Here is a 2,668-nt window from a genome sequence, read left to right as displayed (position 1 = left end):
CAGTGGCACCGGTAGAGCCCGTCGCTCCAGTATCGCCCGTCGCTCCGGTCGAACCCGTAGAGCCCGTCGCGCCGGTATCACCAGTTGCGCCGGTGGAACCCGTAGCACCTRTGGCTCCGGTTGCACCGGTCGAGCCAGTAGCTCCGGTATCGCCGGTCGCGCCTGTGGCGCCGGTTGCTCCAGTCGAACCTGTGGCTCCAGTATCGCCAGTGGCGCCTGTCGAGCCGGTTGCYCCAGTCGAACCWGTGGCWCCGGTATCGCCAGTGGCGCCAGTCGAGCCAGTTGCTCCCGTCGAGCCGGTATCGCCAGTGGAGCCCGTATCGCCGGTCGCACCTGTGGCTCCGGTTGCCCCAGTCGAACCAGTGGCACCGGTAGAGCCCGTCGCTCCAGTATCGCCCGTCGCTCCGGTCGAACCCGTAGAGCCCGTCGCGCCGGTATCACCAGTTGCGCCGGTGGAACCCGTAGCACCTGTGGCTCCGGTTGCACCGGTCGAGCCAGTAGCTCCGGTATCGCCGGTCGCGCCTGTGGCGCCGGTTGCTCCAGTCGAACCCGTGGCACCGGTAGAGCCGGTTGCACCGGTCGAGCCAGTCGAGCCGGTGGCTCCGGTCGAGCCGGTATCGCCAGTCGCACCAGTCGCACCCGTCGAGCCGGTTGCGCCGGTCGAACCAGTCGAGCCAGTCGCACCAGTCGAGCCGGTGGCTCCGGTCGAGCCGGTATCACCAGTCGCACCAGTCGAGCCAGTGGCACCCGTCGAGCCAGTCGAACCCGTTGCACCAGTGTCGCCAGTCGCACCTGTCGAGCCAGTTGCGCCGGTCGAGCCGGTATCACCAGTCGAACCAGTCGAGCCAGTCGCACCAGTCGAGCCAGTTGCACCCGTCGAGCCAGTTGCGCCGGTCGAACCAGTCGAGCCAGTCGCACCAGTCGAGCCGGTGGCTCCGGTCGAGCCGGTATCGCCAGTTGCACCCGTCGAGCCAGTGGCGCCAGTCGAGCCGGTGGCTCCGGTCGAGCCCGTCGCTCCAGTATCGCCCGTCGCTCCGGTCGAACCCGTAGAGCCCGTCGCGCCGGTATCACCAGTTGCGCCGGTGGAACCCGTAGCACCTGTGGCTCCGGTTGCTCCAGTCGAACCTGTGGCTCCCGTATCGCCAGTTGCCCCAGTCGAGCCGGTGGCGCCCGTATCGCCGGTCGCGCCTGTGGCTCCGGTTGAACCGGTCGAGCCAGTAGCTCCGGTATCGCCGGTTGCGCCGGTCGAACCTGTTGAGCCCGTCGCTCCGGTATCGCCGGTTGCACCCGTGGCGCCTGTATCCCCGGTTGCGCCAGTCGAACCCGTGGCGCCCGTATCACCAGTCGCACCTGTGGCTCCGGTTGCTCCAGTCGAACCTGTTGCACCGGTAGAGCCCGTCGCTCCAGTATCGCCGGTTGCGCCGGTTGAACCAGTGGCGCCAGTATCGCCGGTCGCGCCGGTGGTACCAGTCGAACCCGTTGCGCCGGTATCGCCGGTCGCACCTGTGGCTCCGGTTGCTCCAGTCGAACCTGTGGCTCCCGTATCGCCAGTGGCGCCTGTCGAACCCGTGGCGCCGGTATCGCCGGTCGCACCTGTGGCTCCGGTTGCTCCAGTCGAACCTGTGGCTCCCGTATCGCCAGTGGCGCCTGTCGAACCCGTGGCGCCGGTATCGCCGGTCGCACCTGTGGCTCCGGTCGAGCCGGTGGCGCCCGTATCGCCGGTCGAACCTGTGGCTCCGGTTGAACCGGTCGAGCCAGTAGCTCCGGTATCGCCAGTTGCGCCAGTCGAACCCGTGGCACCGGTATCGCCGGTTGCGCCGGTCGAACCTGTTGAGCCCGTCGCTCCGGTATCGCCGGTTGCGCCTGTGGCTCCGGTTGCACCCGTGGCGCCTGTATCCCCGGTTGCGCCAGTCGAACCCGTGGCGCCCGTATCACCAGTGGCGCCAGTCGAACCCGTGGCGCCCGTATCGCCGGTCGCACCTGTGGCTCCGGTTGCTCCCGTCGAACCCGTAGCTCCCGTATCGCCGGTTGCGCCGGTCGAACCCGTGGCGCCGGTATCGCCGGTCGCACCTGTGGCTCCGGTTGCTCCAGTCGAACCTGTAGCTCCCGTATCGCCAGTGGCGCCTGTCGAACCCGTGGCGCCGGTATCGCCGGTCGCACCTGTGGCTCCGGTTGCTCCAGTCGAACCCGTGGCGCCCGTATCACCAGTCGCACCTGTGGCTCCGGTTGCTCCAGTCGAACCTGTGGCTCCCGTATCGCCAGTTGCGCCTGTCGAACCCGTGGCACCGGTATCGCCGGTCGCGCCTGTGGCTCCGGTCGAACCTGTGGCTCCCGTGTCGCCGGTCGCGCCGGTCGACCCCGTGGCGCCAGTATCGCCGGTCGCACCTGTGGCTCCGGTTGCTCCAGTCGAACCAGTAGCTCCCGTATCCCCTGTGGCGCCGGTTGAACCCGTGGCGCCTGTATCGCCGGTCGCGCCTGTGGCTCCGGTTGCTCCAGTCGAACCTGTGGCTCCCGTATCGCCAGTTGCGCCTGTCGAACCCGTGGCACCGGTATCGCCGGTCGCGCCTGTGGCTCCGGTCGAACCTGTGGCTCCCGTGTCGCCGGTCGCGCCGGTCGACCCCGTGGCGCCAGTATCGCCGGTCGCACCTGTGGCTCCGGTTGCTCCAGT

Annotated in this window: 1 protein-coding gene; it reads right to left on the bottom strand. The window is 69.0% G+C overall.

All coding sequences use genetic code 11. The features are described 5' to 3' along the window. Positions 1-2,668, bottom strand: a 2,668-nt coding sequence (locus tag AC1DZP_RS35835; RefSeq protein ID WP_477309031.1) for a beta strand repeat-containing protein, incomplete at both ends; no start/stop codon positions are given.

The organism is Mesorhizobium sp. P2_F8 (assembly GCF_056403655.1).
Note: the sequence above shows the minus strand (reverse complement) of the source record. Positions and strands in the feature narration are given on the sequence as shown.